Below are 25,787 nucleotides of genomic sequence, written 5' to 3'. Positions count from 1 at the left end.
CGCCGCATGAGTTCCTAGCCGACCGAAACCCGGGCAGGCGCGTCGTCACCGCCCTCCGCGATGCGGGCCACCTCGTACACACGCTGGCCGACGTCTTCGGTGAGGAAGCCGCTCAGCTGGTCACCGACGAGGATCGGATGGCTTTGGCCGGCGGCCACGGCTGGGCCGCCATCACCAAGGACTCGCGCATCCGCCAGCGCCCAGCGGACGTAACGCGGTGACCACACACGTCGTGCTGCTCTTCGCCCTGGCGAACGCCAACCTGGGCTTCACCGCCATGGCTGACGCGCTCCTGACCGCCATGCCTCGCATCCACGTGATCTGCGAGACCGCCACGGGCGGCGAGATCTGGGTGGTCCAGCGCAACGGCTCACCCCAGCGCACCTGGCCACCGGCCGGCTGAGCCTTGCGGCGGGACACGCCGAACTGGACTGTCGCGTAAGCGATGAATACGCCGAATGGGCTAAACCGACACGACGAACCCTCTCGGCCCTCCGCCGGCGCCCCGCCCCCGACCTGTGAAACCGCGTCACCGGACCGCGCCGATTGCGACCGGTGCATCCGATGCCACGCAGCGTGATCAACCGGCAGAGTTGCTTCCCGGCACACCGATCACGGGAGGCACGCGGATGAGCAGCAACACCAGCCGGCACCGGCGCTGGGCCGCGCTCGCGGGCATGGCGCTCGTCGCACTCTCCGCGGTCGTGTCCGTCGGCGCGGTGGTCGGCACGGCCGCCGCCGGAGTCGGCTACCGCCAGACCACGACGGTGGAGGTAGGAGCAACCCTCAACATCCCGCCGTCGCCCAGCCCCAGCATCACCACTCCCGTACCCCGGGCGTCCCACGACACCGGCAAGGGCGTGGCGAAAGCACCGGACACCGCCGCCACGACGCCGAAGGGAGCCGCGGTGAAGCCCGCGGCCCAACCGGCCCCGGCCGCCGTGCCGCCACCGCCGCGCACGGCCGACGCCGAACCGGCACCCGAGCGGACCGAGACGGTGCCGACCGAGGCCGCCGTCATTCCCAGCCCGGACCCGATCGAGTCCGGCACCCAGACCCCAGCCCCGTAACGGGCTTCGGCAGTAACCCCCGATTTCGACACAGAGGAGCCTCACCATGTCCAAGACCAAGAAGCGCGGCACCGCCATCGCAGTCGCCGGCGCGGTCGCCGCCGTCGCCATCGGCGGCGGTGTCGCCTGGGCCGCGTTCACCCAGCAATCCGAGTCCACCGCCGTCGCCGCGGGCGCCGACACCTTCGAGGTGGTCACCGTCTCGGGCACGGTCGCCGACGACTCCCTCTACCCGAACCAGGCCACGGACGTCACGCTCACCGTCAGCAACGTCAACGACGTGCCGATCAAGGCAACGCGCGTGGAGTTCGTGCCCCTCACGGACGGCGATATCACTAACATCCCCAACGGCAGCCGGACCTACTGCCGCGGCAAGGTCACCCTTGTCACTCGGGCGGTCGACGTGCCCATCAGCGCGGGTACGGCGGGCAACCCCGCCACGGGCACCATCACTCTCGAGGACGGCCTCCGTCTGGCCAAGGACACCGACAACAGTTGCCAAGGTATGCGGATCGCGGCGAAGTGGAAGGTCACTACGGAGACCGCCGCCTGACTAAGTTCCGCACCGGCGAGGCCCGCACCTTTGTAATGGTGCGGGCCTCGCTCCGTCCGGCAACCGCCAACTGAGGTCCTCGCAGATGTTCTGGCGGATTCGGTAGGTGCCGGAGACCGTGCGGTGGTTGTCCGCGCTGACGTCGAGACGCCAGGCTGGGCCGTTGATGACATAGAAGCCGCGGGGCAGTGTGCCCTGACCTTCGCGGAAGCCGGCCATGAGCGGTCCACTCACCCGGTACGTGCGGCTCGCGTCGTCGTGGAAGGTGAGTGCCCTGTCTGCGGAAGCGAGCATGTCGGGCGCCTGTTCAAAGCGCCCAAGTCGCGCAAGGGCCGCCGGTGGGTACCGCTGGTCAAGGCCGCTCAGGAAGCGCTAGCGCGACACCCCTATGCGCAACGAGAGGAGCGGGAATTCCTCGGGATCGACTACAACGATCACGGCCTGGTCTTCTGCCGACCGGACGGTCTGCCGCTGCGGCCTGACCGCGTTACGGTGGCGTTTGAGGCGCACGTGGCCGCGTGCGGACTGCCGATGATCCGGCTGCACGACACCCGGCACGAGCGTGCTCGCTACTGCTGGCGGGCGGAGTGCCGATCGAGATCGTGCAAATGATCCTCGGGCACTCGTCGCCGGAGATCACACGTCGGGTGTACACGCACCTGCTACGCCGGGAGACCTTCGATCAGGTGGAGAAGGCGTCGGACCTTCTGACGCGGCACAGGACCCGTCGAGACCCGCTGTGAGCAATCTGTGAGCAACGCCCCTGGTCGGATAGCCTGAGGGGCCGGTGCAAGTAAAAAGCGCCGACCGCGTTTCCGCAGATCAGCGCTTCAATAGCCCGGCGAAAGGCTATGTGGCCAGGGGCGGGGTCGAACCGCCGACCTTCCGATTTTCAGTCGGACGCTCGTACCAACTGAGCTACCTGGCCGTAACGCAGAACGCCGCGCTTTCGCACGGCGATTGCTGCGTGGCGGTCCTGACGGGACTTGAACCCGCGACCTCCGCCTTGACAGGGCGGCGAGCACTCCGACTGCTCCACAGGACCTTGCTGTCTTACTGTCTTGCCGGTCTTACCTTACAGTGCCCCGGCTCGGCCGGTGCCGTGCCCCCAACGGGATTCGAACCCGTGCTACCGCCTTGAAAGGGCGGCGTCCTGGGCCACTAGACGATGAGGGCGGCTCCGCAATCATCGCACACGCTCTGCAGAGCGCCTGCTTCGACCGCGGTGTCTTGCTCTCACCGGCCCCGCCGGAGGCATGAGAAGCATATGTCATCCCCTCGACCGCCTCCAAATCAGTATCCCCGCGCGGCGCAGCGGCCCGGAAAATCATGAAAAAACAACCGAGAAACGGGCAGAATACTCACTATGAGTGAGGTACCCGACGCAGACGGCGATCTCGCGCAGTCCGTGCACGTCGGGCGTCAGCCGATCTGGTCCGCGGAGCGGCGGCTGGTCGGCTACGAGCTGCTGTTCCGAGGGGGGACGGGGGTCTCCGGCAGCTTCGCCACCAGCCAGGTGATCGTGAACGCGTTCACCGAGTTCGGACTGGCCGAGATCGCGGGTGACCGGCTGTGCTTCATCAACATGACGCGCGAGTTCCTCACCGACGAGTTGCCGCTGCCGTTCGGGCCGGGGCAGGCGGTCCTGGAGGTGCTGGAGACCATCACGGTCGACGAGGAGTTGATCGCGGGCGTGCGGCGGCGGGTCGACCAGGGGTACGCCATCGCGCTCGACGACTTCGTGCTGGGCAGCGGGCACGAGCGGCTGATGGGGCTGGCCGACTACGTGAAGATGGACGTGCTGAACACCGGGGCGGACGAGCTGCGGGAGATCGCGGAGGCCTGCCGGGCGTACCCGCAGATCACGCTGCTGGCCGAGAAGGTGGAGACCGAGGAGCACCTGGCGCTCGCCGAGGAACTGGGCTGCGGGCTGCTCCAGGGCTATCTGCTGGGCCGGCCGCAGGTGCTGTCCGCGCAGGCGCTGTCGCCGTCCAAGTTCAGCCGCATCCAGCTGATGACCGCGCTGCTCAAGCAGGACGTGGAGATCGCGGAGATCGTGTCGCTGGTCACCCAGGACCCGGCGCTGTCGTTCCGGCTGCTGCGGGCCAGCAACTCGGTGGCGACCGGCGTCACCAATCGGGTCTCCTCGGTGCACGAGGCGGTGATGATGCTGGGTATCGGCCAGGTGCGCCAGTGGGTGGCCCTGATGGCGCTCAGCGACGTGTTCGAGTCGACCGAGGGGCCGGTGGACGCCGCGCTCTCCCGGGCCCGCATGTGCCAGTTGGTGGCCGCGGAGCTGGATCAGCCGATGGACGCCGCGTTCACGGTGGGGCTGCTGGACCGGGTGGCGGACCTGATCGACGTACCCTCCGACGAACTGGCCGGCCAGTTGCCGCTGTCCCGGGAGGTGTCGGCCGCGCTGGCCGACCAGGCCGGCGGGCTGGGCACGGTGCTGCGGACCGTGCGCGCCTACGAGAGCGGCGACCTGGACTCGATCCGCGCGAGCGGCATCGACCCGGGCCGGCTGACCACCACGTTCCTGGCGGCGGCCGGCTGGTCAACCAACGCGATCGACGCGCTCTACGCGCGCGAGTAGCGGCACGATCAACGCGACCGCGTCGTCGAGCGAGTTCGGCGCGACGGTACCGGCCGGCAGCGCGTCGCGGTCCCAGCCGGGACCGGCCGCGATCAGCAGCATCGCGTGCCGGACCGCGGACACCAGCGTGTGCAGCTGGCCGGCGCCGCCGGTGGTGGGCAGCTGGGACCAGACCACCAGCGCGAGCGGCGCGGTGCGAGCCACCGCGTCCGCCAGCGCGGCCGCGGGCACGCGGGCGCCGAGCAGCCGGCAGGCGACGCCGCGTTCGGCCAGCGCGGCGGCGAGCGCCTCCAGCGGCAGGCTGTGCTGCTCCTCGTCGGCGCAGGCGAGCAGCACCTGCGGTGACGTTCCGTAGGCGATCGGCCGGGCGACCGCGCCGAGCGCCTCGGACACGCAGCGGGACAGCAGGTGCTCCACCTCGATGTATCGGCCGGTCGCGGCGTACCGCTCGCCGATCCCCACGAGCACCGGAACCAGCAGGTCGGTCCAGGCCTGGATCACGCCGATCTCGGCGACGGACTGAGCGATCAGTTCGCGCATGGCAGGCGCGTCGAGCCGCATCGCGGCGGTCGCCAGCCCGCGCGCCGCCGGAGCGGCGTAACCGAGAGCGATGGCGTGACCCCCGCCGTGCCGAAAATCATCAAGATCATTCAGCGGTACGGTGGACGTCTCCCCGAGGTCGCCCGGGGTGCTCTGCGACGTGCGGTCGGGGATCGGCGCCCGCTTGGCGAAGCGGGCGGCCTCCGCCGCCGGGACGCCCTCCGCGGTCAGCCGTCGCATCACCTCCAGCCGGGCCAGGTCCTCCTCCGTGTAGCGACGGTGCCGTCCGCTCTCGTGCCGGCTCGGGCCCAGCCCGTACCGCTGGTGCCAGGTGCGCAGCGTGGTGACCGCGATGCCCAGTCGGCGCGCCACCGCCCCGGCCGTCAGGCCCTCATCGCCCACCCGACCGCTCCGCGGCTGATATCGGCGCGGCGGCCGGGTCACCGGGCGCGTCGAGGGCGAACAGCCGACCGGCCACGCCGGAGAACCAGGGCGCGAACGCCCGGCCGTCACCGTCCAGTTCGGACCGGAGGTCGTCGGGCGCGACCCAGCGCAGCTCCGCCACCTCGTCCGGGTCCGGCGCGATCGTGGCACCGGCCGGGAGGCGGCCGAGCAGCACGTGGTCGTACTCGTGCTCGACGCGCCCGGTCGCCGGGTCCTCCGCGTAGTACAGGTGCACGCCGATCTCGGTCAGCGGCAGCGGCTCCACGCCCAGTTCCTCGCCCAGCCGCCGGTTGGCCGACTCGGACAGCGACTCGCCCGGCTCCGGGTGCCCGCAGCACGCGTTCGCCCAGCGCAGCGGGAAGCGGGTCTTCACCGCGGCCCGCTGCTGCAACAGGATCCGGCCCTCGTCGTCCACCAGCAGCACCGAGAAGGCGCGGTGCAGCCGGCCCGGTGCGACGTGGGCGTCCGCGACCGTGGTGCTGCCCAGGGCGGTCCCGTCCTCCCCGCACAGCTCGACGAGGTGTTCCTCACGTGAGGTCATGCAGTGCTCCCGGTGATGCGCGCGGCGGCCAGCTTTCCAGAGATCAACACCATCGGTACGCCGACCCCGGGTTGGGTGCCGGAACCGGCGAACACGACATTGCCGAGGGAGGGGTGCAGGTTGTGCGGCCGGAACGGGCCGGTCTGCAGCAGGTTGTGCGCGGCAGCGAACGGCGTGCCGGCCGCCATGCCCTGCTCCGCCCAGTCCGCGGGCGTGATCGTACGCAGCACCTTCACGCCGTCCCGGAACCCGACGTAGCCGCGCTCCTCCAGCGTGCCGAGCAGTTGATCCGCGTAGCGGTCGCCGAGCCCGCCCCGCCAATCCAGCGGGCCGCGCTCCAGGTTCGGCACCGGGGCCAGGACGTAGTAACTCTGCCGCCCCTCCGGCGCGGCCGACGGGTCGCTGCGGCTCGGGTTGCACACCAGCAGCGACGGGTCGGTCATCAACTCGCCGCGCCGGATCACCTCGTCGAACGTACCGCGCCAGCTCCGTCCGAAGTGGATGTTGTGATGCGCGATCTTGGAGTAGGCCCGGTCGGACCCGACGTGCAGCACCACGCAGGACGGCGAGTAGCGCAGGCGCCGGCGCGGCGCAGGCCCGGGCAGCAGGTCGCGGTAGGCCACCGGCAGGTCCGGGTTGAGCACGAACGCGTCCGCCGCGATCCGCTCCCCGTCCGTGGTGATCACCGCGGTGGCCCGGCCGTTCACCGTCTCCACCCGGCTGACCGTGGTGTCGTACCGGATCTCCACGCCGTGCTTCTCGGCCGCCGCCGCCATGCCGCGCGGCACCGCGTGGATGCCGCCCTTGGGGAAGTAGACGCCGGCCACCGAGTCCAGGTACGCGATGACCGCGTAGATGGCGAGCGCGTCGTGCGGCGCCATCCCGGCGTACATCGCCTGGAACGAGAAGACGCGCTGGGTACGCGGGTCCTTGAGGAACTGGTTGACCTTGGGCTGCAGCCGCCGCATCGCGCCGGTGCCGAGCAGCTTCAGCATGCCCAGGTTGACCAGGTCGCGCGGCGAGTCGAGGTTGCGGTCGATGAAGTCGTCCCGCTCCAGCTCCCAGAGGTTGCGGGCGAAGTCGACGAAGCGCAGGTATCCGTCGGCCTCGCGCGGGCCGCAGACCCGGGAGATCTCCGCGGCCATCCGTACCGTGTCCGCGATCACGTCCAGCTGCGAGCCGTCCGGGTAGAACGCGCGGTAGGCCGGGTCCAGCGGCGTGAGCTCCACCCAGTCGGACAGTTCCTCGCCCACCGCGGCGAGCGGCTCGGCGATCAGCTCCGGCATGGTCAGCACCGTCGGGCCGGTGTCGAACGTGTAGCCCTCGGCGTCCAGCCGCCCGGCCCGGCCGCCCGGGACCGGCTCGCGCTCCACGATCGTCACCCGGCGGCCGGCCCCGGCCAGGTGCAGCGCGGCCGCGAGACCGCCCAGCCCCGCGCCGACGACCACCACGTGGTCGGTCGCTCCGCTCACCGTACGCATTCGTGCCCTTCCGTTCCGCTGCACGGACATCATGCCTGCCGCTGGGTGGCCGTGACCGCCAGCCCGGTCAGGATTTCGCGGGCCGCATCGTCGATCGGTGCCCGCCGAAGCGCGTACACCGCAGAGGCCACTCGCTCCTCGATCATCTTTTCCACTCGTTCGGGTGCGCCGGTGTCCGCGACCACCTGCGCCTTGCGGTGCACGTCGCCGGCGCCGTCCAGCTCGGCGAGCTGCGCCGAGGTCGCCATCTCGCGCGCCAGCATCAGCAGCGCGGTCGGCTTCCCGGCGATCAGGTCGTCGCCGGCCGGCTTGCCGGTGATCGCCGGCTCCCCGTAGACGCCGAGCAGGTCGTCGCGGAGTTGGAACGCCTCGCCGACGGCCAGACCGTAGCCGCTGTAGGCGTCCGTGACCGCCCGCATCCGCCCGGCCAACGGCATCCCGGCCAGTGTAAGTCCGAAGTGGAGCGGACGGAGCACCGTGTAGCCGGCGGTCTTGTGCCGCGCCACCTTCAGCGCCCGCGCCACCGACCAGCTTCCCGGCTCGGCCTCGCCGAGGACGTCCAGGTACTGCCCGGCGACCGCCTCTATCCGCATCTGGTCGTAGCAGCGGCGGGTGGCGAGCAACACGTCCGGGCTCACGTCCGCGGTGCCGAGCAGCCGGTCCGCCCAGACCAGGCAGAGGTCGCCGATCAGCACGGCCGAGGCCTCGCCGAACCGGCCCGAGTCGCCGCGCCGGCCGGCCGCGACGTGCTGGGCCTCGAACACCCGGTGAACGGTCGGACGGCCGCGCCGGGTGTCCGAGCCGTCCATCACGTCGTCGTGGACCAGCGCGAACGTGTGCAGCAACTCCAGCGCGGCGAGCGCGGGCAGCACGGCGTCGGCGGGCGGCTCCGCGCCGATCACGCCGCGCCAGCCCCAGTAGGCGAAGGTCGGCCGCAGCCGCTTGCCACCGGCCAGCACGCTGTCGCGCGCGGCACGGGCGAACCCGCCGAGCGCCGGATCGATCTCGTCCAGCCCGGCGATCTCCCGGGCGAGGAAGTCGGCGAGCGTTCCTTCGACTGCCTCGATCAGATTCAGGGGCATGGCGGGCACCGAGGGGTCATTTGATTGATCATGGTGAGGGGCGGGCGGCTTACCCAGCGCGTATGGAGCGAGCGTGTCGTTGGCCACCCCAGCGACGGTACTCTACGATCGAAGTTGCGTCGATTCATGAGTCGATTTGGGCACACAAAGGTTTGGGAGCGGTCCATGACACTGGCGGACAGTTACGCACGCTGCCGGGAGCTGCACCGGGAACACGGCCGCACCTACTACCTGGCCACCAGGCTGCTGCCGGCCTGGAAGCGGCGGCACGTGCACGCGCTCTACGGCTTCACCCGGCACGCGGACGAGATAGTCGACCGCACCGAGAGCCTGCCGCCGCAGCGCCGGGCCGAGCTGCTCACCGAGTGGTCGGACCGGTTCCTGGCCGGGCTGCGCGGCGAGCCGGTCGACGACCCGCTGCTGCCCGCCGTGCTGCACACGATCGCGGTCTTCGACCTGGACCTGGCGGACTTCGACTCGTTCCTGCGCAGCATGGCGATGGACCTGACCGTCACCCGGTACGCGACCTACGACGACCTGCTGGAGTACATGGAGGGCTCGGCCGCGGTGATCGGCACCATGATGCTGCCGATACTCGGCGCGGAGGACCGGGCCGCCGCGCGCGAGCCGGCCCGGCAACTCGGCTTCGCGTTCCAGCTCACCAACTTCATCCGGGACGTGGCGGAGGACCTGGACCGCGGTCGCGTCTACCTGCCGGAGGCGGACCTGGCCCGGTTCGGGCTGACCGCGGACGACCTGCTCGCCTGCCGGGACCGCCGCTCCACCACGCCGGAGGTGGCCGCGCTGATCGAGTTCGAGACGGCCCGCGCGCAGGAGCACTACGCGGCCGCGGCGGCCGGCGTCACCATGCTGGCCCCGGCGTCGCAGGCCTGCATCCGCACCGCGTACCTGCTCTACGGCGGCATCCTGGACGAGATCGCGGCCGCCCGGTACGACGTCTTCGAGCGGCGCGCCACCGTGCCGAACCGGCGCCGCGCCGCGGTCGCGGCCCGCGCGCTGATCACCCCCGCGGGCACGCCGGTGCCGCTGCCCGGCCCGAGGCTCGACCGCGAGGCGATCCTGGCATGAGGACCGCCGTCGTCCTCTTCACCCGGGACCTGCGGGTGCACGACCACCCCGCGCTCGCCGCCGCCTGCGCCGTTGCCGAGCACGTGGTGCCGCTGTTCGTGCTGGACCCGGCGTTGCTCGGCCGCTCCGCGAATCGCGACCGCTTCCTCCACCAGGCCCTCGCCGACCTGCGCGCGGGCCTGCGCGAGCGCGGCGCGGACCTGGTGGTGCGGCGCGGCGACACCGTGGCCGAGACCATCGCGGTGGCGCGGGCGGCCGGCGCGGACGGCATCGCGGTCTCGCACGACGTGAGCCGCTTCGCCACCCGGCGGCAGGAGCGGCTGCGCGCGGAGGCGGACCGGCACCGGATGTCGCTGCGCCTCTTCCCCGGCGTGACCGTGCTGCCGCCCGGCGAGGTCTCGCCCGGCGGTGGCGGCGGCCACTACCGCGTTTTCTCACCATATTTCCGGGCATGGGAGTCGGCCGCGCTGCGGGACGAGGCCGCACCGCCGCAGCGGATCGCCCCGCTGCCGGACGCGGGCGCGCTCGGTGTCGCGCTGCCGGAGCCGCCGAAGGGCGAGTCGCCGGACGCGGCCGAGGGCGGCGAGACCGAGGGGCGGCGCCGGCTGACGGCCTGGCTGCGGCACATCGACGCGTACGACGACCAGCACGACGCGATGGCCGACGACGACACCTCGCGGCTCTCCGCGTACCTCCGCTTCGGTTGTCTGTCCCCGCTCGCGGTGGTGAACGCGGCCCGCCGGCAGGGCGGCCCCGGTGCCGCCGCATTCGTCCGCCAGCTCTGCTGGCGGGACTTCTACTACCAGGTCACGGCCGGTTTCCCGGACATCTCCAGGAAGCCGATGCGCCCGTCCGGCGACCGGGACTGGCGGTACGACGCGCACGCGCTGGAGGCCTGGCAGAGCGGCCGCACCGGCGTGCCGATCGTCGACGCCGGCATGCGCCAGCTGATGGCCGAGGGCTGGATGCACAACCGGGCCCGGCTGATCACCGCGGCGCTGCTCACCAAGCACCTGCGCTGCGACTGGCGGGACGGGCAGGCCTGGTTCTTCCGGTGGCTGATCGACGGCGACGTGGCCAACAACTCCGGCAACTGGCAGTGGGTCGCCGGGACCGGCAACGACACCCGCCCGCACCGCCGCTTCAACCCCATCAGACAGGCCCAGCGGTACGACCCGGAGGGCGACTACGTGCGCCGGTACGTACCGGAGCTGGCCGGCATCCCCGGCCCCGCCGTGCACCAGCCGTGGCGCCTGGACGGCTTCGAGAGGCTGGACTATCCGCCGCCGCTCGAGTCGCACGGGGACGAGGCGGTCTGGCTGCGCCCCTGACGTGAAAGGCGCCGGTCCCCCGTCGAGGACCGGCGCCTGATCGGCTGCCCGGCGCTACCCGCGGACAAGGGGGGTTCCACGGGTAGCGCCGGCCGGGGCGGTGGATCGACGGTCACGGGCACCAGCCCTGCCCGTCCGTCGCGCTCCCGTCCTTGCCGTGCCCTCTGTATCGGTAGCCCGCCCCGGCGGCTGAGGAAACTCACCGTCCGAGTGACCCTGCCGGGACCGTCCGCCGAGGAGAATGACCAGGTCAGCTCGGGAGGTCGGATGGAACCGGTGTCGGTGTCGGTGTCCGGGTACGCGGGACGGGCGCTGGGTGTCGCGCTCGCCGGAGAGATCGACTTCAGCAACGCGGACGCGGTGCTGGCCACGATCCACGGCGAGATGAACGCGCGCCGGCCGCCCTCGGTCCGCGTCGACCTGGCCGCGGTCACGTTCCTGGACAGCTCCGGCATCGGCGTCCTGGTCGACGTGATGAAGCTGGCGCACGCCACGCACGCGCGGTTCCGGGTCGAGCACCCGAGCCCGGCCGTGCGCGACCAGCTCCGGATCGCCGGCCTGCTCGACGCCTTCGGCCTCGGCCGGCCGGGCGCATGACGGCCGCCCGGCAGCGCGCGCCGGCCGTCGCCGCGCAGTTGCACGCGGACTTCACGCGGACCACGCTGACCGCGCTGCGCCGCGACGTGCGACGGCACGCCGCCCGCTTCGGCCTCTCCGGCATCACGCTCCACCGGTTCGTGCTCGCGGTGCACGAGGTGGCGGTCAACGCGGTCGAGCACGGTGGCGGCAGCGGCACGCTCGAGCTGTGGCGATCCGGTCCCGCCCTCTACTGCCGGGTCACCGACGACGGCACCGGCGGCCTGATCTCACCCGCCCGCTGTCCCGCACCCGACACCCGCTCCGGCCGCGGCATGTGGCTGGCCCGGAACGGCACCGACTCCCTGCTCGTCCACTCCGGCTCCTCGGGTACCGCGGTCACCCTGCTGGTCCACCTGCACCCGGCCTGATCAGGCGATTCATGCCGGAAACCCTCCCTCCGCCACCGTTGCCAGTGGACACTGGAGGCACCGGACCGCCCGCTCGGACCGCATCCAGGGAGCCCACCATGACGCAGCCCATCCCCCCGGACTTCACGCCGGCGCCGCACCCCGTCACGCCCTCCCACCCCGAGCCCTCCCCGCCCCCGTCCGACCCGCGCTCGACGGCTCCCACCGCGCCCACGCACGCCACCGTCCCGGCCACCGCCGGTCACGGATAGCTGTCACCGCGGGTCATCAGGCCGCCCGAATACCGAAAAAAGGGTAAAAATGGGTCATGGCCTCTGCAATCGCGGTGATCGTCGTCGTGGCCCTGCTCGCGGTGATCGCCAACCTGAAGGGCCGCCTGTGGCTGGCCCTCGTCCTGGTCGCCGTGCTCGGAGCACTGGCCAGCAACACCCCCGGCCCCCTCGGCAGCTACGCCGACCGCGGCGCCAAATGGATTCTCGCCGTCCCCAGCAAACTCGGCAGCTTACTCGACTAAGGCCACTAGACGTCGTCGCCGCCAGCTGCGCGGCCGGACGGTGAGCCGGGGCGGAGATCGTGAGGTCTGGCGACCGGCAGCGGGACCGCCTCCGACGCCCGAACCGCCGGGCGCGGCCGGGATGGTGAGCGGAGAGGGAGGTCGCGGGGTGTAGTGACCGGCGGCGGGACCGGCTCCGATGCGGCGGCGGAGCGGCGGCGGAGCGGCGGCGGAGCCGCCGCGAGGTTTGCCCGCGGGAGCATGCGGGCCGGAGGACGCCGGAAGCGGGCATATCGATCGTGGGGTTCCGGGACGGTCGGAGGCCCGCGGCACCGTGCGGATCGCGACCACGCGGGGCGCGGGTCGGGAGGAAAGGTCAGAGCGACGTGGCCTTGACCTTCCAGCTGCTGGTGAACGGCGCGCCCTGGCAGTGGTCGGCGGCGTCGCCGCTCAGGGCGACCGCGCCGAGGAGGCGGATGGTGCGGTCGGCGCCGGCGGGGATGACGACGGTGTCGTAGTCGGTGCCGTCGGTGATGGCGACGGGTGAGTCGGCGGTCAGGAAGCGGCCGCAGGCGTCCTGGACGTCGTCGTCGGTGAAGCGGAGTTCCGCGTTGCTGATGCTGGTGTTGGAGACCTGGACGGCGATCTCGTTGTCGTTGCGGACCGGGATGACGATGTCGGCGGCGTGCAGGTCGCCGGGCCAGAGTCCGGTCTCCTCGCCCGCGTAGTCGGTGGCGGGCGTGCCGACCTCGAGCGGGCGCAGGCTCTGCGCGGACCCGGTGATCGAGCCGCTGGAGACGGTCGAGTTGAACGCGGCGTAGGCGATGCCGCCGGTGAGGACGGCCGCGACGGCCAGTCCGACCGCGACGAGCGCCACCCGCTTGTCGCCCTCAGCCATCGAGGCTCCCGGACGGGGTGGCGCTGGCGGGCGCGCTCTCCAGCAGCGGCGAGAGCGACGGGGAGGGCGTGGGCGACGGCGACGGAGCGGGCGTGGCGGTGGCCGGCGCGGTCATCTCGGTGAGCGGCGGGGTCGTGACGCCGGCCGGGGGCGAGGGGACCGGTTGCCCGGTGGTGGCGGGCAGCGGTGAGGTCTCGACGCGCGGCGGGGAGGCGATCGGCGTGACGGCCGGGCTCGGCGCGACCGGGGGGACACCGGGCGGGAGCGTGGTCTGCACGACCACGCCCACCCGCGGTGCGGCGGAACTCGGCGACACGGTCACGCCCTCCACGCTCACCTCCGTGGTGGTGGACCAGCCGGCGGCGGCCACCGCGACGCTGCCCATGCCGATCATCGCCATCAGGCCGGTGGCCGCGAGGACCACGGCGGGCAGGCGTTGTTCCTGCCAGACCCGGCTCTCCACGAGCCGGCGATACACCTCGGCAGGCCCAGTCTGAGGCACGTTCCCGCTCCCCCGGTCGAAGATCAAGATCCAGCGTGGGTACGGCGTGCGCCGCCCCTGGCGATGCCCACAATCCTCCCTTAGTGGGCATACCGCTGACACTAAGTAAACCGGCTCAAGCGGACAATCGATGTCTTTTCCATTGCGCCGGACGGTCCTCAGGCGTGAGCGATCGAACGACCCTGAACGGGGTAAATCGCGAAATTCCCCGGAACGGCGGCGCCGGCTGCGCTAGGGCGGGCCTGGCCGATCGTCGCCGGCCTGCGGTGTGGCCCAGGTGTCGCCTGGCCGCACGTCGCGAAGGCCCCCATGCAGCACCGGTTGGCGGACTTCCGCGCCGCACGGCCGGACGGCCGCACCTGAACCTCGGCTCGACGAGATCTACCAGACACGCCCCCCGGGGGCGGCTCACTCCGAGATCGACGACATGCCACCGAGGTCGGCGCGGGTGCCGGCCACGTAGCCCTGCCGCATCCCGCCGCCGGCCAGGCGTCGCGGGCTCGCGGTCCGCAGCCGGGGATAGACCTCGGAGACACGCGCCTCGACCCGGTGCGAGCGGTCCACCAGCACCAGGTCGGTGGAGGCACCGGCCTCGGCCGCCGCGGTGGCCTCCGCCTGGCGCAGCCGGCCGGCGACCGCGGTGCTGAACCCGGCCAGCCAGGACCGGCGGAACGCGGCCGCGTTCTCCCACGGCGGCACCGGCGCGGCCGCCATCCCGTGCGCGGCCTGCACCAGCAGCGACGTGTAGAGCAGTTCGGCGCGCTCCAGGTCGCTGCCGAACCCGAAGAGATGCATGGTCCAGGCGTCGCGCTCCCGGCGGCGCACCGAGCGGCAGCGCAGCGCGCCGGCCACGCCCGCCAGCAGACCGGCCTTGTCCAGCGCGTACGGCGGGTGCAGCACCACCACGCGGTCGCCGACCAGATCGGTGCCGGGCTCGCGGGCGGCCAGCAGCGCGCGGTCGACGCCGTACTTCGCGATCAGGTCGGCGGCCTTGGCGGTGAACGCCTCGGCCTCGGCGGGCGTGCACGCCGGGTCCTCGGCCTTCGCCAGCAGCTTGCGGACCTTGGCGAGGATCTGGTCGGACATCGGGCTCAGGCCGCGCGCCGCTTCAACGTGGCGACGGCGGAGCCGGCCAGCGTGAGCAGGCAGTCCGGCAGCTGCCCGTCGGCGAGCGCGGCCCCGAAGAGCGCCTCGCCGGTGGGCACGTCCGAGTTCGCATACGCACTGACGAAGCGGGCGACCCAGCGCGCGTCGTAGTCCGCCTGGTCGATGCCGGGGAAGTCCAATGTCCACGCTCCAGCGGGGACATCGACGCCGACCATCGCGGCGGCGAGGCACCACGCCACGTTGTACGCCCCCTCGACGCCGTCCCGGTCGACGACCGCATCGAAGGTGTTGACGACCGCATCGCTGTCACCCGCGAGCGCGAGGTGAAGCACCTGCGCCGCGTCGTCGAGCGACTCCGATGGAAGGTCCGTCACGTCCGGAAGCCTATGCCGGACGGTCAAGGGCGCGGGACGGGATGCCCCAGGAAGGCACATTTGCTTAAGGAGCCCTCAAAGATGCGCAGTTCCGGCGATCAGGGACGGCGCAGGTGGCAGGTAATACGGGCAGTACACACGCGGTCACCCGACTGGTCAGTGATAATGATCTCATAAGTCGCTATGGACACCCCGCGGAAGACGGGGCTAGCGACGCCGACGACCACCCCTTCGCGTACCGCCTTGTGGTGGGTGGCATTGATATCCACTCCCATGGCGATCGGCCGCCCCACCGTGCGGCCGTGCGCCCCGGCGCCCAGCGAGCCCAGCGTCTCCGCCAGCACGCAGGACGCACCGCCGTGGAGCAGGCCATATGGCTGGGTATTGCCCTCGACGCGCATGGTGCCGGTCACGCGCTCGGCGGTCACCTCACCGATCGTGATTCCCATCAGGCGAACAAGATCACCGGGGCCGGGAGACGCGTCGACAAGATCAACCATTTTCGTCCTTCACCATCGGTGACGTTACCGCCGAGTCATATCGTGGCCTGGCAGCCATCGGCAAAGAGTTCAAAGCGCGCTAATGTGCGCAGCGGCGACCCTGGGGAGGAGGAACTTCCATATGCGCACCCGACGTGGCGCGGCCATCGCCGCTGCTTGCGCGGCTCTGTTAGCGGGAGTGACGGCATGCGGTTCGACCGAGGGATCCTCGGAGGGCGGTGGATCCACCGGACCGATCCAACTGTACGGCACTGACGGTAACATGATCAGTTCCTTCGGTGACGAGTTCGATCAGCCGGGCACGCTCCGGGGCATGAAGGGCACCACCCCGATGGCCCCGCTGACCGACGACTTCAAGAACCGGCTCAGGAGCGTCGACCCGAACCTCGGCGACTTCGTCTACTCCGGAGAGACGTACGACGCGGTGGTGATGAGCGCGATCGCGGCCGAGCTGGCCGGATCGACCGCACCGGCCGCGATCGCCGCGCAGTTGATCGGCGTCACCAGCGGTGGCACGCCGTGCGACACCGTGAAGACCTGCCTGTCGCTCGCCGCATCCGGCACCGACCTGGTGTACAGCGGCGTCTCGATGAGCAGCGGCGGCTTCACCGACGTCGGCGAGCCGTCCGTGGCCAGCTTCGCCACGCTGCACTTCGACGCGCAGGACCAGCTCGACGCCGGCAAGATGGAGTTCGTCACCGCCGGCGACGAGACGCAGGCCTCCACCAGGACCGCGCCGCCGGGGGCCCGTCCGGCCAACGCGGCCGCGTCCGGGGCGCCGCTGAAGATCGGTGGGCTGCTGCCCGAGACCGGTGACCTGAAGCTGGCGTACCCGCCAATGGCGGCCGGCGCGGCACTCGCCATCCGGGAGGTGAACGCGGCCGGTGGTGTGCTCGGCGAGGACGTGGTCTTCATCAAGGGCGACGACGGCACCAGCCCCGAGGTGGCGAAGGCGACCGTGGCGTCGCACATCTCGGCCGGCGTGCACGTGATCCTGGGCGCGGGCGCGTCCGGCGTCTCCACCGCCGTGCTGCCGCAGGTCAAGGCGGCCGGGCTGATCCTCTTCTCGCCGTGCAACACGGCCGCGAGCCTGACCGGCGCGGACGACGCCGGGCTCTACTTCCGTACCGCCCCGCCGGACGTCATGCAGGGCGCCGCGCTCGGCGACGTCATCCTGCGCGACGGGCCGAAGCGGATCGCCATCGTGGCGCGCGACGACGAGTACGGCAGCGGCCTCGAGGAGAACGTGCGGGCCGCGCTCGACCGCTCGGGCGTGACGTCGGACAACCTGCTGGCGCTGACGTACGACCACAGCGCCGAGACGATCGACTTCTCCGGCGGCGCGGAGCAGATCAAGGAGTTCGGTCCGGACGCGCTGGTCCTGATCGGGTTCGCCGAGTCCGCCGACGTGATCAAGGCGCTACTCTCCGCGGGCGTCGAGTTCAAGCACTGATCCGTTCAGCCAGGTGGGGCCTGGCACATTTCCGGGATGTCCCTTCGCGGCGCCACCTCGTAAGTTCTTCTCAGCAACCGCGAGGTGCAGCGAACAACGAGTAGCCGCGAAGGGAATCACGGATATGAGCAGCGACTTCACCGCCGACGACACCACCGTCCCGGCCGACACCACGACGGACGAGGGCCTCGGCCTGAGCGACTCCGGCCTGAACGAGACCGGCCTGGACGACCCGGCCGCCGCCGCCCCGATCGACACCGACAGCGACACCGGCCTCAGCGAGGACGGCGTGCTGCTGGTCGAGCAGACGCTGGACGGCGCCACCAACGTCTACCTGGACTCCAACGGTGACGGCTTCGCCGACCTGGTCGTGTCGGACCTCGACAGCGACGGCACCGCGGACGTCATCTCCGCGGACGGCGACGGCGACGGCCGGATCGACACCGAGCTGTACGACGTCGACGGCGACGGCCTGATCGACGCGGGTGTCCAGGACACCAACGCGGACGGCGTCGCGGACGTCTTCCTGACCGACAACAACGCCGACGGTTCGCCGGACGAGGTCGAGGTCGACGAGGACTACGACGGTGCGGTCGACTACACGGTCCGGGACACCGACTACGACGGCGACGCCGACGAGATCGCGGTTCCGGTCACGCCGAACACGCCGGTCAACCCGTACGCCGCGAGCTGACGCACCCCCTGCGGTACCGGGACTGGCGGACGCCGAGGCTGGGTAGTAGACGACCCGTGTAAGACGCGGGTCGCGCGAGGCGCGCGATCGGCCCTACGGTGAACCAGCGCTGCACCACGATTCAGCGCACCCTCGAAACGCCTTCGGGAAGGATGCCCGCCATGACCGAGCCGCAGGAGACCGTCGAGACGCGCGGTGACGACCGAGTCGACCTGCTCGCCGCCGACACCGACGGCGACGGCCGGCCCGACGTCTGGGTGGCCGACACCGACGGGGACGGCAAGGCCGACCTCTTCCAGTTCGACACCGACCACGACGGCAAGGTCGACATCACCATGACCGATCTCGACGAGGACGGCACGCCGGACGCCGTCGTCGACGGTGACGGCGGCCACCCGCCGACGGTCTGAGCTTGCACGACAGATGAGCCCCACGCCCGTACGGGTGTGGGGCTCATCCGCCTCCCAGCGCCGCGATGGCGGCCCAGACGATCATCATGAACATGCCGACCGCACCGGCGGCCGTGAAGACGCCGCGCACGGTGCCGCCGCGCCGCTCCGGCGCCAGCGCCTCGGCGTGACCCAGCCGCGTCAGCCGGGCCCGGTGCGCCCGCACCTCGCGCGTCCAGCGCCGCACGGCCGTGGTCGCGCCGCCGCCCTCCGCGCGACTGAGCGCCACCGCCAGCCGCGCCTGCGCCTGCTGCAGCCGCCGCACCGCGCGCCGCCCGCGGAACCCGGCCCGCCGGTGGGCGAGCCCGCGCGCCGCCGCCCGCCGCCGGCCCGAACCCAGCGCGCGCAGTTCCGCCTCGGTGGCGATCGCCGGATCGTCCAGGCCGGCCAGCAGCGACACGTAGTACTCGGCCTCCCGGCCGTGCGCCACCCGCACCAGGTACGCGACCAGCAGCAGCGGCGGGATGCCCTTGACCACCAGCACCAGCAGGACGCCAGGCGCGCCCTCCACCGGCCCGTCCAGCAGGACCGGCGTGTTCCACAGGAAGTGGCAGGCCCAGGAGCCAGCGAAGGCGAGCGCGGCGATGCCGATCCGGCGGGACAGCCGGCGGTCCGTGCGGACCACCAGATAGCCGACGCCGAGACCGGCCAGCGCGCCGAACAGCGTGTGGCTCCACAACCCGGCCAGGAAGCCGCGCAGGAAGAACGTGATCACCACCGGCGAGATCTGGTCGCCCTGCCCCTCCATCGCGACCGCGTTGACCGCGAAGACCACGTCCTCCGCCACCTGGAAGCCGAGCCCGACCATGGCGCCGTAGACCACGCCGTCCAGCGTGCTGTTCACCTGGCCCGCCGCGACCAGCACGATCGCGAAGACGCCGAGGACCTTGACGGTCTCCTCGACGCTCGGTCCCGCGATCGCGGACCCCCAGGCGGCGGCGAACTGCGGTGAGACCAGCTTGGCCAGCACGTTGTGCAGCGCGCTCGCGCCCGGGATCGCGACCGCGGTGGCCACCAGCGCACCCCAGGCGAACGCGGTGGCCAGCAGCACGGGCGGCTCGCGTTCCAGGAAGTCCAGACCGCCCACGAAGATCCAGAAGGGTACGGCGTAGAGCGCGAACAGCACGACCGCGACCACGGTGGCCACCGGGTAGACCGTGATCGACTCGCGCAGGAACACGACCGTCCGCACCGCGCCGGCGACCAGCAGCGCGGCCAGCACCCAGAACGCGGGCAGGGTCAGCAGCGCGCCGCGCCCGCGCGAGGTGTCCGGCGTCGGCAGGACCTCGTTCGCCTCGCTCACTCGGTGCTCCGGACGGTGATCGAGCGGGTGGCGGCGTCGATGGCCGCGCGTGCCGCGTTCAGCTGCGGGTCGGTGCCGCTCACCGTGACCTCGATGGAGCGTTCCCCCGCGGTGAAGACCGCGTACCGGCCGCCGAGCCCGGGTGCGCTATAGCCGCCGGCCAGGCCGAGCAGCCGGCCGTCCGCGGTGGCGATGCTGGCCTCCCGCCCGACCACCTGGTAGCCCCGGTTCGAGGCGATCTTGCGGCGCAGCTTGTCGGCCGCGTCCGGCAGCCCGCCGTCGAACGGCGTGACCACCACGACGTACCGGATCGGGCCGACCAGGAACACCACGGTGCCGCGGTCGTCGGCCGGGCGGGTGCGCGTGACGTCCAGCAGCGCGCCAGGCGGTGGGATCACGGTCACGCCGCCGCCCACGTCGTACGGCACGCCGTCCGGAACGGCCTGGGTGGAGTCCAGCGACCGGTCCAGCGCGGGGAGGCCGTAGGCGAGCAGCCCGAGCACGAGCACGATGACGCCGCTGCCGAACCCGTTACGCAGCAGCCGACGCCACATCCCCACACATAGACGCTAGCGGTTGCGGTGACGATTCGTGCGCTCGATCTCACGGATCGTCCGGGCGGTGGGGGTGATGTCAGCCGTCCAGGGTGAAGGTGGCCAGGTAGTAGGGGTGATCCGCGGTGTCCACATCGGTGAGTCGCCAGCCCGTCCCCTCGACGAGTCCGCGCAGCTCGTCCACGGAGCAGAACAGGTAGTCGAACCAGTCGGTGGCGAGTTCCCGGTACCGCAGCCGCAGTCGCAGCTGCCCGCCGAACCGCCCGCGCGACCGGTTGAGTTCGTGGTAGCCGACGTGCACCGGATCGGTGGTGCCGTACGGGTCGGTGCCCTGCGCGATCACCTGCGCGCCGGGCGCGGCCATCGCGGCCAGCGCCGCCAGGAAGCCGGCCGCCCGGTCGCGCCCCTCCAGCAACCCGAGGTTGTTGCCCAGCAACAGGAACGTGTCGTAGCGGCGCCCCTCGCGCGCGTGATCGTCCACCGTGGCCAGCACGGTCTCGCGCAGGCCGCGCCGGCGGCAGATCTCGATCGCGCCGGGCGAGACGTCCAGCCCGGTCACGTCCGAGCCCGCCTTCTGCAGCTCCAGCGCGATCCGGCCGGCGCCGGCGCCGATGTCCAGCACCCGGCCGCGGACGCGGGCGACGGCGCGGTGCTCGTGCGGCTGCCACTCCTCCGGGCCCGCCAGGTACTGCTCCGCGGGCGCGCCGTTGATCACGCCGTCCTCACGCTCGATGATCTCGATGACCGGGCGCGGCACCCGGCCTCCGGCCAGTGGGCGGCGCCCGATGCCGGTACGGATCGCGTACGCGTCCCGGAGCATCTCGCCGAAGACGTCGCCGATGCGCGGCCGGGGCGCGGGGTGTTCAGGGTTCACGGCTCTCAGCCTGTCAGATCGCGGACAACCTTCTCGCCCGCCGCGCGTTGAGCCTTTCGCGACCCGATCGCGTATATAAGGTCAGCGAGCACAACTGAACACGTCCCACCGAGGTCTGCTCCGCGTCGCGGCCGGCCCGGACAGAGCGAAGGCGGAGAGGCACACGGACGATGCCGTGATTCCCTCCGCCCTGGCACTACCGGCGGGTCTTGAAGAGCGGTCCGTCAGTCACCCTGACGCTGCGTGGGAATCTGCCCCTGCAGCAGGGCGCGAACCTCAGACTCACGGTAGCGACGGTGGCCGCCCAGCGTCCTTATTGCGCTGAGCTTGCCCGCCTTCGCCCACCGGGTCACGGTCTTCGGGTCGACACGGAACATCGACGCGACCTCGGCCGGCGTGAGTAGCGGCTCTGGTTCGTGCGTACGCGATGCCATCGGTCACTCCTCCACAGGTACCTAAAGACATCGGCCGGGGTCCCGCCGGCCGACGCGTCTTTCATGGTCCGGCTAGTCCCCGATGTCCGACATGGGCCGAACGGACTAACGTCCCTGGATGGACGGATGAGCCATGACCGATTTATTGCGATTTTCTACGCCAGAAACCTACTTATTTGGACGCTTAGTCACCCTTCGTATCTGGCCACTTACGAGCCTAGCGCGGTTTGGGAGCGTGTCCAACGCCCGATTCGACCCGCAATGTGCGCCATTTGCATGACAAATCGAGCGGGCGACGACTGATCGAGGACGTCCACAACGGAGAGACGGCCGCGAGTGGGCGTGTCGTCACGCCCCGCGGCCGTCGAGACGGTTGCTCTCAGTTACATCGCTCGAGGAGTTGGACGGCGCGCCAGCGGGCGACGAGCTTCTCGTACGCCTCGGTGGCGCCCTCCGCGTCCCCGTTCGCGAGGCCGGCGAGACCCTTGGCGACCAGAGCCGGCGAGTCGTCGGCCTCCAGCGCGTCGTCGGGCAGCAGATCCACCAGGCCCGCGTAGTCGAGCTCCACCACCGAGCGCGGGTGGAACTCCTCCAGCCAGCGCGCGCCCTCCTCCACCGCCTCGGTGATCGGCGCGTCCCCGACGCTCTTGCGCAGCACCGAGACGCCCCGGTGGGCGCGGCGGCGGGCCTTGGAGATCTCGGTGCGGAAGCGCAGGGTCCGGCGGTTGCCCGGACCGGTCACCAGTTCCCGCTCCTCCTGGTCCACGAACACGAACCAGCGCAGCGGTACGCCCCAGGTGGACGCCTGCTCGTGCTTGCGCGGCACGCCCTGCTCCAGCACGCGGGCGCCGGTGCGCGCGTCGTCCACCACGGCCTTCGCCTGACCGGCGAGGATCGGCGGCACGAACGCGTCGGCCAGCACGGACGGCACGCCGTCGCGCGCGGAGAGCGCGGCCTCGGCCACCCGAAGCCGCAGGTTCCACGGGCAGACCAGGATGGTGTCGTCGTCCTCCAGCACGTACGCCTCGTCGGGCAGGTCGGGCAGGCGGGTCCAGCCGGCGCCGAGCGCCTCCAGCACCGCGGTGCGCTGCCGTCCCGGGCCATCGCCGGTCGCGATGGCGCGGCCCTCGCGCGCGTACCGCCGCCAGAACAGCTGACGCTCCCGGTCGAAAGCGGTCAAGGGCTCGTAGACCCGCAGGTACGACGCGAACAGTGACGACACGGCCCGATCCTTCCACGCCGCGGTGAAGGGCTCGCCCACAGCATCTCCGATCACGGTACTTATCGCCCAGTCCTACGCCGAAGTCCTAGGGTCTGTGTAGGCGCCGACAATCCGCCTAGACGCACGCCCCACAAGGGCACACCGCTACGCCAGGGGAGCAGACATGTCCTTCTTCGCCAACGCCGACGACCAGGGACCGACCGGCCACGAACAGGTCGTCTTCTGTCAGGACCGGCAGTCCGGGCTCCGGGCCGTCATCGGCATCTACTCGACCGCGCTGGGCCCCGCGCTCGGCGGCACCCGCTTCTTCCCCTATCCGGACGAGCAGTCCGCGGTGGAGGATGTGCTCAACCTCTCACGTGCGATGGCCTACAAGAACGCGCTCGCCGGGCTGGACCTCGGCGGCGGCAAGGCCGTCATCTGGGGCGACCCGGAGCAGCTGAAGAGCGAGGCGCTGCTGCGCGCGTACGGCCGGTTCATCGAGTCGCTGGGCGGCCGCTACTACACGGCCTGCGACGTCGGTACGTACGTGCCGGACATGGACGTGATCGCGCGCGAGACGCGCTACGTGACCGGGCGCAGCGTGGAGCACGGCGGCGCGGGGGATTCCTCCATCCTCACCGCGTGGGGCGTCTTCCAGGGCATGCGCGCCGCGTCCGAGCACGTCTGGGGCACCCCGTCGCTGTCCGGGCGCCGGGTCGGTGTCGCGGGGCTGGGCAAGGTCGGCAAGTACCTGGTGGGCCACCTGATCGAGGACGGCGCGTCGGTGGTGGCCACGGACGTCAGCGAGGCCTCGCTGGCGTGGGCGCGCTCCACGTACCCGCAGGTCGACCTGGTCGACGACACGGACGCACTGATCACCTCCGACCTCGACGTCTACGCGCCGTGCGCGCTGGGCGGCGCGCTGAACGACGACACCGTGCCGCGGCTGCGCGCGAAGGTCGTGGTGGGAGCCGCCAACAACCAGCTGGCGCACCCGGGCGTGGAGAAGCTGCTGGAGGAGCGCGGCATCCTGTACGCGCCGGACTACCTCGTCAACGCGGGCGGCGTGATCCAGGTCGCGGACGAGATCGAGGGCTTCAACTTCGAGCGGGCGAAGCACCGGGCGAGCAAGATCTACGACACCACGAAGAAGATCCTCCGGCTCGCGGAGTCGGATGGCGTACCGCCGGCGGCCGCCGCGGACCGCCTGGCCGAGCGCAGAATGGCCGAAGTCGGGCGGCTTCGGGGGATTCTTCTGCCGCGCCACGGCTTTTAGCGACGCGCGAGGGGCAACGTGCGCTACCCGAGGTGCCGAACGTGGGCTCGTCCATGTACCGTAAGAGCCACGAGAGATGCCTGACGTCATCGGGGCCCGCCTTCGGGCTGCCCCGAATTCTGTGCGAGGGGGTCGAGCCATGGGGCGCGGCCGAGCCAAGGCCAAGCAGACGAAGGTGGCGCGGGAGTTGAAGTACCACTCCCCGAACACCGACCTCGCCGCCTTGCAGCGGGAGCTTACCGGCGGTCGGAAGTCGGACCACGACTTCGACGACGAGCACAACGAACACCTCGACGATGACGACGAGGACGACACCGTAGACGACGACACGGATTCGTGGTCGTCGCCTCGGCGTCGTTCCTGACTGACTGGGCAACCTGAGCACGCGGCCCCCCGCGTGCTCACGCATGTCCGCATCGCTTGAGGATGTGTCCACACCCCTCGCCGCGATGCAGCCTGCGCATGTTCAGCAGCCGACGTCATTGTCATGGTGCGCATACGGAAAGACTGGCGGATCGTCGCAGTGTCCCTGTGACGATCCGCCAGTCTGACGCGTCCGCTCAGCGGGGAGGGCGGTTGTTCCAGTTGTAGAAGGTCGGGATGTTCTCGAAGTGGTTCCACGCGCACACCGCGCTGGAGCCGCCGGTCCCGTCCGTCTCCTCCCGGCGCAAGCGTGCCTCCGCCGCCTCGTCGAGCAGTGCGGTCAGTCCGGCACCCGCGCTCCGCACCCGCTCGGCCACCGAGTCGTGCGTCTCCTCGGCGGCGCTATCCGGCTGCCGAGGGTTGGTGATCTCGGGCATGGTGCAGCACTCCCTCCAGTAAGCGGATCTTGCTGTTCCGGCAGTGGTTCGTCTCCGTACCGTCGAAACGCCCGTGCTCGAAGTATCGGTTGGCGGCATGCGCGCCACCGCAGAACTCGAAGTACGGACATCGGGCACGGCACGCCTCCACCCCGGCGAGGAACTCACCGATCCACGGCGTCGCGGTCGCGTCCGCCAGGATCTCGGCGAGCCCGCGCTCGAGCACGTTGCCGCTGGTGAAGTCGCCGTACCGCGGGTCGGAGAAGCCCGCCAGTTCCGGCGAGAGCAGCACGACCGAGCCGTCGTGCGCGATGGTGGGGATCGGGTCGAGGCGGCGGGGCAGCAGGCCGGCGGTGGTGCCGTCCAGCACGGCGGCGGCGTACCGCAGCGACAGCTCGACCTCCCGCACGTGGATGCGCGGGTCACGCCGCCAGGCCGCGACCAGCTCGGACCAGAACGCGGTGACCGCCTCGGCCGGGAAGCCGTTGTCGCGCGCGTTGACCCCCTCCTGCTCCTCGACGTTGATGCCGAGCACGTCGCAGCCGAGCGCGAGGAAGTAGTCGTAGAGCTCGGTGGCGAGGCCGGGGTGCGGTTCGCCGACCACGCACAGCGCCGAGTACGGAATGCCGTGCCGGCGCAGCGTCTCGATGCCGCGCGCGATCCGGTCGTACGCCGGGCGGGCGCCGCGGGTGACGCGCTCGCCGTTGCGCTCGCGCGGGCCGTCCACGCTCACACTGACCCGCATGTCGTGCGCGGTGAAGAACTCGCACCAGGCGTCGTCGATCAGCGTGGCGTTCGTCTGCACGTGATGCTCGACGCCGGGCGCGAACGGGGCCATCAGCGCGGCCAGTGCCTCCCGCCCGGCGGCCAGCGGCTCACCGCCGTGCCAGACCACGGAGAACCGGGTGTCGCGCGCCCACGCGTTCACCGGACCGGCGACCGCCTCGGCGACCGCGACCGGCATGCGCTTGTCGACCGCACGGAACGGCAGATAGCAGTAAGTGCAGTCGAGATTGCACAGCGTCGTCGGCTGCATCACCACGTATGACGGGACGGTGGCGATGCCGCGCATCCCCGGATCGTCCACCGCACCCTCCTCTCACGCGCATGAACAGCGGGTTATGCCGTTTCAGGCTAG

General features: G+C 71.4%; 33 protein-coding genes, 3 tRNA genes and 1 pseudogene. 18 read left to right on the top strand and 19 right to left on the bottom strand.

Annotated features, from left to right (window positions below; genetic code table 11):
- Positions 1 to 68 precede the first annotated feature (68 nt).
- From J2S41_RS39980 to J2S41_RS39975, 6 genes and pseudogenes are all read left to right on the top strand, one after another.
- Positions 69 to 221: pseudogene (locus J2S41_RS39980) on the top strand (PIN-like domain-containing protein); the annotation flags it as partial.
- On the top strand, positions 218 to 403 hold the full coding sequence (locus tag J2S41_RS35035) for a hypothetical protein (RefSeq protein WP_310374494.1): 186 nt from the start codon (positions 218 to 220) through the stop codon (positions 401 to 403). The pseudogene J2S41_RS39980 and the gene J2S41_RS35035, both read left to right, overlap by 4 nt.
- 226 nt (positions 404 to 629) lie before the next feature.
- Entirely contained in the window at positions 630 to 1,070 is a 441-nt protein-coding gene (locus tag J2S41_RS35030; RefSeq protein WP_310374492.1) for a hypothetical protein, read from the top strand.
- Positions 1,071 to 1,116: 46 nt separating this feature from the next.
- The gene (locus tag J2S41_RS35025) at positions 1,117 to 1,623 is read left to right on the top strand and encodes a hypothetical protein (protein WP_310374488.1); all 507 of its coding nucleotides are present in this window, start codon (positions 1,117 to 1,119) and stop codon (positions 1,621 to 1,623) included.
- A gap of 123 nt (positions 1,624 to 1,746) precedes the next feature.
- Positions 1,747 to 2,235, top strand: a complete 489-nt coding sequence (locus tag J2S41_RS35020) for a site-specific integrase (RefSeq protein WP_310374486.1) — start codon at positions 1,747 to 1,749, stop codon at positions 2,233 to 2,235.
- Positions 2,142 to 2,366, top strand: a complete 225-nt coding sequence (locus J2S41_RS39975) for a tyrosine-type recombinase/integrase (RefSeq protein WP_374728207.1) — start codon at positions 2,142 to 2,144, stop codon at positions 2,364 to 2,366. Before J2S41_RS35020 ends, J2S41_RS39975 begins: the two co-directional genes overlap by 94 nt.
- Before the next feature lie 111 nt (positions 2,367 to 2,477).
- Here the strand turns inward: J2S41_RS39975 and J2S41_RS35015 are convergent.
- The 3 genes from J2S41_RS35015 to J2S41_RS35005 all read right to left on the bottom strand — a co-directional run bounded on the left by J2S41_RS35015 (position 2,478) and on the right by J2S41_RS35005 (position 2,799).
- Positions 2,478 to 2,551 (bottom strand) — tRNA-Phe (locus J2S41_RS35015).
- A gap of 40 nt (positions 2,552 to 2,591) precedes the next feature.
- Positions 2,592 to 2,668 (bottom strand) — tRNA-Asp (locus J2S41_RS35010).
- A gap of 58 nt (positions 2,669 to 2,726) precedes the next feature.
- Positions 2,727 to 2,799: transfer RNA gene (locus J2S41_RS35005), tRNA-Glu, on the bottom strand.
- A 190-nt stretch (positions 2,800 to 2,989) separates the two neighbouring features.
- Between J2S41_RS35005 and J2S41_RS35000 the strand changes: the two genes are divergently transcribed.
- Positions 2,990 to 4,219 (top strand): EAL and HDOD domain-containing protein, encoded by a 1,230-nt coding sequence (locus J2S41_RS35000; protein WP_310374484.1) that lies wholly within the window; start codon positions 2,990 to 2,992, stop codon positions 4,217 to 4,219.
- Here J2S41_RS35000 and J2S41_RS34995 read toward each other — a convergent pair.
- The 4 genes from J2S41_RS34995 to J2S41_RS34980 are packed head-to-tail and all read right to left on the bottom strand — an operon-like array spanning position 4,181 to position 8,394.
- Entirely contained in the window at positions 4,181 to 5,161 is a 981-nt protein-coding gene (locus J2S41_RS34995) for a MerR family transcriptional regulator (protein ID WP_310374483.1), read from the bottom strand. The genes J2S41_RS35000 and J2S41_RS34995 overlap by 39 nt on opposite strands.
- Positions 5,151 to 5,744 carry an isopentenyl-diphosphate Delta-isomerase gene (idi, locus tag J2S41_RS34990; RefSeq protein ID WP_310374481.1) on the bottom strand — a complete coding sequence of 198 codons (594 nt, stop codon included), beginning with the start codon at positions 5,742 to 5,744 and terminating at the stop codon, positions 5,151 to 5,153. Before idi ends, J2S41_RS34995 begins: the two co-directional genes overlap by 11 nt.
- Positions 5,741 to 7,225 carry a phytoene desaturase family protein gene (gene crtI, locus J2S41_RS34985; protein ID WP_310374479.1) on the bottom strand — a complete coding sequence of 495 codons (1,485 nt, stop codon included), beginning with the start codon at positions 7,223 to 7,225 and terminating at the stop codon, positions 5,741 to 5,743. The genes idi and crtI overlap by 4 nt, the downstream gene beginning before the upstream one ends.
- Positions 7,226 to 7,254: 29 nt before the next feature.
- Positions 7,255 to 8,394 (bottom strand): polyprenyl synthetase family protein, encoded by a 1,140-nt coding sequence (locus J2S41_RS34980; RefSeq protein ID WP_374728206.1) that lies wholly within the window; start codon positions 8,392 to 8,394, stop codon positions 7,255 to 7,257.
- Between the two features lie 78 nt (positions 8,395 to 8,472).
- Here J2S41_RS34980 and J2S41_RS34975 point away from each other — a divergent pair, with 78 nt between their 5' ends.
- The 6 genes from J2S41_RS34975 to J2S41_RS34950 all read left to right on the top strand — a co-directional run bounded on the left by J2S41_RS34975 (position 8,473) and on the right by J2S41_RS34950 (position 12,248).
- Positions 8,473 to 9,396 (top strand): phytoene/squalene synthase family protein, encoded by a 924-nt coding sequence (locus J2S41_RS34975; RefSeq protein WP_310374475.1) that lies wholly within the window; start codon positions 8,473 to 8,475, stop codon positions 9,394 to 9,396.
- Positions 9,393 to 10,727 (top strand): cryptochrome/photolyase family protein, encoded by a 1,335-nt coding sequence (locus J2S41_RS34970; RefSeq protein ID WP_310374473.1) that lies wholly within the window; start codon positions 9,393 to 9,395, stop codon positions 10,725 to 10,727. Before J2S41_RS34975 ends, J2S41_RS34970 begins: the two co-directional genes overlap by 4 nt.
- 267 nt (positions 10,728 to 10,994) lie before the next feature.
- The gene (locus tag J2S41_RS34965) at positions 10,995 to 11,324 is read left to right on the top strand and encodes an STAS domain-containing protein (RefSeq protein WP_310374470.1); all 330 of its coding nucleotides are present in this window, start codon (positions 10,995 to 10,997) and stop codon (positions 11,322 to 11,324) included.
- On the top strand, positions 11,321 to 11,734 hold the full coding sequence (locus J2S41_RS34960) for an ATP-binding protein (protein ID WP_310374468.1): 414 nt from the start codon (positions 11,321 to 11,323) through the stop codon (positions 11,732 to 11,734). The genes J2S41_RS34965 and J2S41_RS34960 overlap by 4 nt, the downstream gene beginning before the upstream one ends.
- Positions 11,735 to 11,832: 98 nt before the next feature.
- Positions 11,833 to 11,985, top strand: a complete 153-nt coding sequence (locus J2S41_RS34955; protein ID WP_310374466.1) for a hypothetical protein — start codon at positions 11,833 to 11,835, stop codon at positions 11,983 to 11,985.
- 56 nt (positions 11,986 to 12,041) lie between these two features.
- The gene (locus J2S41_RS34950) at positions 12,042 to 12,248 is read left to right on the top strand and encodes a hypothetical protein (RefSeq protein ID WP_310374464.1); all 207 of its coding nucleotides are present in this window, start codon (positions 12,042 to 12,044) and stop codon (positions 12,246 to 12,248) included.
- 355 nt (positions 12,249 to 12,603) lie between these two features.
- Here J2S41_RS34950 and J2S41_RS34945 read toward each other — a convergent pair whose 3' ends face one another.
- The 5 genes from J2S41_RS34945 to J2S41_RS34925 all read right to left on the bottom strand — a co-directional run bounded on the left by J2S41_RS34945 (position 12,604) and on the right by J2S41_RS34925 (position 15,608).
- Positions 12,604 to 13,125, bottom strand: a complete 522-nt coding sequence (locus J2S41_RS34945; protein ID WP_310374462.1) for a hypothetical protein — start codon at positions 13,123 to 13,125, stop codon at positions 12,604 to 12,606.
- Positions 13,118 to 13,627, bottom strand: coding sequence for a hypothetical protein (locus J2S41_RS34940; RefSeq protein WP_310374460.1), 510 nt, complete (start codon positions 13,625 to 13,627; stop codon positions 13,118 to 13,120). Before J2S41_RS34940 ends, J2S41_RS34945 begins: the two co-directional genes overlap by 8 nt.
- A gap of 408 nt (positions 13,628 to 14,035) precedes the next feature.
- Entirely contained in the window at positions 14,036 to 14,713 is a 678-nt protein-coding gene (locus tag J2S41_RS34935) for a DUF2786 domain-containing protein (protein WP_310374458.1), read from the bottom strand.
- A 5-nt stretch (positions 14,714 to 14,718) separates the two neighbouring features.
- Positions 14,719 to 15,108 carry a hypothetical protein gene (locus tag J2S41_RS34930; RefSeq protein ID WP_310374456.1) on the bottom strand — a complete coding sequence of 130 codons (390 nt, stop codon included), beginning with the start codon at positions 15,106 to 15,108 and terminating at the stop codon, positions 14,719 to 14,721.
- Between the two features lie 98 nt (positions 15,109 to 15,206).
- Positions 15,207 to 15,608: a PaaI family thioesterase gene (locus J2S41_RS34925; protein ID WP_310374454.1), complete on the bottom strand. Its 402-nt coding sequence runs from the start codon at positions 15,606 to 15,608 to the stop codon at positions 15,207 to 15,209.
- Between the two features lie 121 nt (positions 15,609 to 15,729).
- On the opposite strand from J2S41_RS34925, the gene J2S41_RS34920 reads away from it, so the two are divergent.
- The 3 genes from J2S41_RS34920 (at position 15,730) to J2S41_RS34910 (ending at position 18,165) form a co-directional block, all read left to right on the top strand.
- Positions 15,730 to 17,061 (top strand): ABC transporter substrate-binding protein, encoded by a 1,332-nt coding sequence (locus J2S41_RS34920; RefSeq protein ID WP_310374452.1) that lies wholly within the window; start codon positions 15,730 to 15,732, stop codon positions 17,059 to 17,061.
- A 124-nt stretch (positions 17,062 to 17,185) separates the two neighbouring features.
- The gene (locus J2S41_RS34915; RefSeq protein ID WP_310374450.1) at positions 17,186 to 17,755 is read left to right on the top strand and encodes a hypothetical protein; all 570 of its coding nucleotides are present in this window, start codon (positions 17,186 to 17,188) and stop codon (positions 17,753 to 17,755) included.
- Positions 17,756 to 17,916: 161 nt separating this feature from the next.
- On the top strand, positions 17,917 to 18,165 hold the full coding sequence (locus J2S41_RS34910; RefSeq protein WP_310374448.1) for a hypothetical protein: 249 nt from the start codon (positions 17,917 to 17,919) through the stop codon (positions 18,163 to 18,165).
- A 43-nt stretch (positions 18,166 to 18,208) separates the two neighbouring features.
- Here the strand turns inward: J2S41_RS34910 and J2S41_RS34905 are convergent, their stop codons facing one another.
- The 5 genes from J2S41_RS34905 to J2S41_RS34885 all read right to left on the bottom strand — a co-directional run bounded on the left by J2S41_RS34905 (position 18,209) and on the right by J2S41_RS34885 (position 22,591).
- Positions 18,209 to 19,507, bottom strand: a complete 1,299-nt coding sequence (locus J2S41_RS34905) for a PrsW family intramembrane metalloprotease (RefSeq protein ID WP_310374446.1) — start codon at positions 19,505 to 19,507, stop codon at positions 18,209 to 18,211.
- Positions 19,504 to 20,061 (bottom strand): hypothetical protein, encoded by a 558-nt coding sequence (locus tag J2S41_RS34900; RefSeq protein ID WP_310376750.1) that lies wholly within the window; start codon positions 20,059 to 20,061, stop codon positions 19,504 to 19,506. The genes J2S41_RS34905 and J2S41_RS34900 overlap by 4 nt, the downstream gene beginning before the upstream one ends.
- Before the next feature lie 79 nt (positions 20,062 to 20,140).
- Positions 20,141 to 20,881: a class I SAM-dependent methyltransferase gene (locus J2S41_RS34895; protein WP_310376747.1), complete on the bottom strand. Its 741-nt coding sequence runs from the start codon at positions 20,879 to 20,881 to the stop codon at positions 20,141 to 20,143.
- Between the two features lie 278 nt (positions 20,882 to 21,159).
- Entirely contained in the window at positions 21,160 to 21,369 is a 210-nt protein-coding gene (locus J2S41_RS34890; RefSeq protein WP_033343489.1) for a BldC family transcriptional regulator, read from the bottom strand.
- 379 nt (positions 21,370 to 21,748) lie between these two features.
- Entirely contained in the window at positions 21,749 to 22,591 is an 843-nt protein-coding gene (locus J2S41_RS34885) for a DUF8083 family protein (protein WP_310374443.1), read from the bottom strand.
- Positions 22,592 to 22,754: 163 nt separating this feature from the next.
- On the opposite strand from J2S41_RS34885, the gene J2S41_RS34880 reads away from it, so the two are divergent.
- Together J2S41_RS34880 and J2S41_RS34875 are read left to right on the top strand one after the other, a co-directional pair.
- The gene (locus J2S41_RS34880; RefSeq protein ID WP_310374441.1) at positions 22,755 to 23,849 is read left to right on the top strand and encodes a Glu/Leu/Phe/Val family dehydrogenase; all 1,095 of its coding nucleotides are present in this window, start codon (positions 22,755 to 22,757) and stop codon (positions 23,847 to 23,849) included.
- 139 nt (positions 23,850 to 23,988) lie between these two features.
- A complete protein-coding gene (locus J2S41_RS34875) occupies positions 23,989 to 24,213 on the top strand; it encodes a DUF3073 domain-containing protein (protein WP_310374439.1) in 225 nt (74 codons plus the stop codon).
- Positions 24,214 to 24,409: 196 nt separating this feature from the next.
- On the opposite strand, the gene amcA is transcribed toward J2S41_RS34875, so the two are convergent.
- Positions 24,410 to 24,649 carry a multiple cyclophane-containing RiPP AmcA gene (gene amcA, locus J2S41_RS34870; protein ID WP_310374437.1) on the bottom strand — a complete coding sequence of 80 codons (240 nt, stop codon included), beginning with the start codon at positions 24,647 to 24,649 and terminating at the stop codon, positions 24,410 to 24,412.
- Complete coding sequence (gene amcB, locus J2S41_RS34865; protein WP_310376745.1) at positions 24,615 to 25,721, bottom strand: cyclophane-forming radical SAM peptide maturase AmcB; 1,107 nt, start codon at positions 25,719 to 25,721, stop codon at positions 24,615 to 24,617. The genes amcA and amcB overlap by 35 nt, the downstream gene beginning before the upstream one ends.
- Positions 25,722 to 25,787: the final 66 nt, after the last annotated feature.

Source organism: Catenuloplanes atrovinosus, assembly GCF_031458235.1.
Lineage (GTDB): Bacteria > Actinomycetota > Actinomycetes > Mycobacteriales > Micromonosporaceae > Catenuloplanes > Catenuloplanes atrovinosus.
Note: the sequence above shows the minus strand (reverse complement) of the source record. Positions and strands in the feature narration are given on the sequence as shown.

Coding starts and splice junctions, on each gene's coding strand:
- J2S41_RS35030 (WP_310374492.1), top strand. CDS start 630: ATGAGCAGCAACACCAGCCGGCACCGGCGCTGGGCCGCGCTCGCGGGC.
- J2S41_RS35025 (WP_310374488.1), top strand. CDS start 1,117: ATGTCCAAGACCAAGAAGCGCGGCACCGCCATCGCAGTCGCCGGCGCG.
- J2S41_RS35000 (WP_310374484.1), top strand. CDS start 2,990: ATGAGTGAGGTACCCGACGCAGACGGCGATCTCGCGCAGTCCGTGCAC.
- idi (WP_310374481.1), bottom strand. CDS start 5,744: ATGACCTCACGTGAGGAACACCTCGTCGAGCTGTGCGGGGAGGACGGG.
- crtI (WP_310374479.1), bottom strand. CDS start 7,225: ATGCGTACGGTGAGCGGAGCGACCGACCACGTGGTGGTCGTCGGCGCG.
- J2S41_RS34975 (WP_310374475.1), top strand. CDS start 8,473: ATGACACTGGCGGACAGTTACGCACGCTGCCGGGAGCTGCACCGGGAA.
- J2S41_RS34970 (WP_310374473.1), top strand. CDS start 9,393: ATGAGGACCGCCGTCGTCCTCTTCACCCGGGACCTGCGGGTGCACGAC.
- J2S41_RS34965 (WP_310374470.1), top strand. CDS start 10,995: ATGGAACCGGTGTCGGTGTCGGTGTCCGGGTACGCGGGACGGGCGCTG.
- J2S41_RS34960 (WP_310374468.1), top strand. CDS start 11,321: ATGACGGCCGCCCGGCAGCGCGCGCCGGCCGTCGCCGCGCAGTTGCAC.
- J2S41_RS34955 (WP_310374466.1), top strand. CDS start 11,833: ATGACGCAGCCCATCCCCCCGGACTTCACGCCGGCGCCGCACCCCGTC.
- J2S41_RS34950 (WP_310374464.1), top strand. CDS start 12,042: ATGGCCTCTGCAATCGCGGTGATCGTCGTCGTGGCCCTGCTCGCGGTG.
- J2S41_RS34945 (WP_310374462.1), bottom strand. CDS start 13,125: ATGGCTGAGGGCGACAAGCGGGTGGCGCTCGTCGCGGTCGGACTGGCC.
- J2S41_RS34935 (WP_310374458.1), bottom strand. CDS start 14,713: ATGTCCGACCAGATCCTCGCCAAGGTCCGCAAGCTGCTGGCGAAGGCC.
- J2S41_RS34925 (WP_310374454.1), bottom strand. CDS start 15,608: ATGGTTGATCTTGTCGACGCGTCTCCCGGCCCCGGTGATCTTGTTCGC.
- J2S41_RS34920 (WP_310374452.1), top strand. CDS start 15,730: ATGCGCACCCGACGTGGCGCGGCCATCGCCGCTGCTTGCGCGGCTCTG.
- J2S41_RS34915 (WP_310374450.1), top strand. CDS start 17,186: ATGAGCAGCGACTTCACCGCCGACGACACCACCGTCCCGGCCGACACC.
- J2S41_RS34910 (WP_310374448.1), top strand. CDS start 17,917: ATGACCGAGCCGCAGGAGACCGTCGAGACGCGCGGTGACGACCGAGTC.
- J2S41_RS34900 (WP_310376750.1), bottom strand. CDS start 20,061: ATGTGGCGTCGGCTGCTGCGTAACGGGTTCGGCAGCGGCGTCATCGTG.
- J2S41_RS34895 (WP_310376747.1), bottom strand. CDS start 20,881: ATGCTCCGGGACGCGTACGCGATCCGTACCGGCATCGGGCGCCGCCCA.
- J2S41_RS34890 (WP_033343489.1), bottom strand. CDS start 21,369: ATGGCATCGCGTACGCACGAACCAGAGCCGCTACTCACGCCGGCCGAG.
- J2S41_RS34880 (WP_310374441.1), top strand. CDS start 22,755: ATGTCCTTCTTCGCCAACGCCGACGACCAGGGACCGACCGGCCACGAA.
- J2S41_RS34875 (WP_310374439.1), top strand. CDS start 23,989: ATGGGGCGCGGCCGAGCCAAGGCCAAGCAGACGAAGGTGGCGCGGGAG.
- amcA (WP_310374437.1), bottom strand. CDS start 24,649: ATGCCCGAGATCACCAACCCTCGGCAGCCGGATAGCGCCGCCGAGGAG.
- amcB (WP_310376745.1), bottom strand. CDS start 25,721: ATGCGCGGCATCGCCACCGTCCCGTCATACGTGGTGATGCAGCCGACG.